Raw genomic sequence first — 615 nt, 5'->3', positions numbered from 1 at the left:
ACGACCCAGGACGAAATTTGAAACCATACTGGCGACGCCCGGGTGGCCGATGCCAAGCCGCAGGCGGTAGAACGTATTCTGATTGCCCAGTTGCGCGATGATGTCGCGCAACCCGTTGTGACCGCCATGGCCGCCGCCCTGCTTGAGCTTGGCGACGCCCGGAGGCAGGTCGAGTTCGTCGTGTGCCACCAGGATTTCTTCAGGCTTGATGCGGAAGAAACCGGCAAGAGCCGCCACGGCCTGGCCGCTACGGTTCATGTAGGTGGTGGGAATCAGCAGACGAACATCCTGACCTTGATGCGAGTAGCGCCCGGTCAGGCCGAAATATTTGCGATCGACGACAAGGTTCACGCCTTGTGCGTCAGCGATGCGCTCAACAAAAAGGGCCCCTGCGTTATGCCGGGTCTGGTCGTATTCAGCGCCTGGATTTCCCAGGCCAACGATCAGTTTGATGGCAGTCACGATAGGGGCCCTTCCTTTGAGTGGTGGATAACATCGCCGCGATCAGGGAAAGCGGCTAAAGTGGACGAAAAATGCTCATTTACCATGGATGTAAACTCCGCGTTCTCGCCCGCTATCTCGCTACGTTCCAGTCCGCGATTTTACTTGCTAACT

1 protein-coding gene is annotated in these 615 nt (G+C 57.6%); it reads right to left on the bottom strand.

The window, feature by feature from the left end; genetic code table 11:
• The coding region (gene pth / locus ACIOWA_RS28010; protein WP_401162935.1) for an aminoacyl-tRNA hydrolase at window positions 1–462 on the bottom strand (462 nt) is incomplete at its 3' end.
• Window positions 463–615: the final 153 nt, after the last annotated feature.

This window comes from Pseudomonas sp. NPDC087614 (assembly GCF_044743485.1).
Lineage (GTDB): Bacteria > Pseudomonadota > Gammaproteobacteria > Pseudomonadales > Pseudomonadaceae > Aquipseudomonas > Aquipseudomonas baetica_A.
This window is presented reverse-complemented; position numbering and strand designations above follow the sequence as displayed.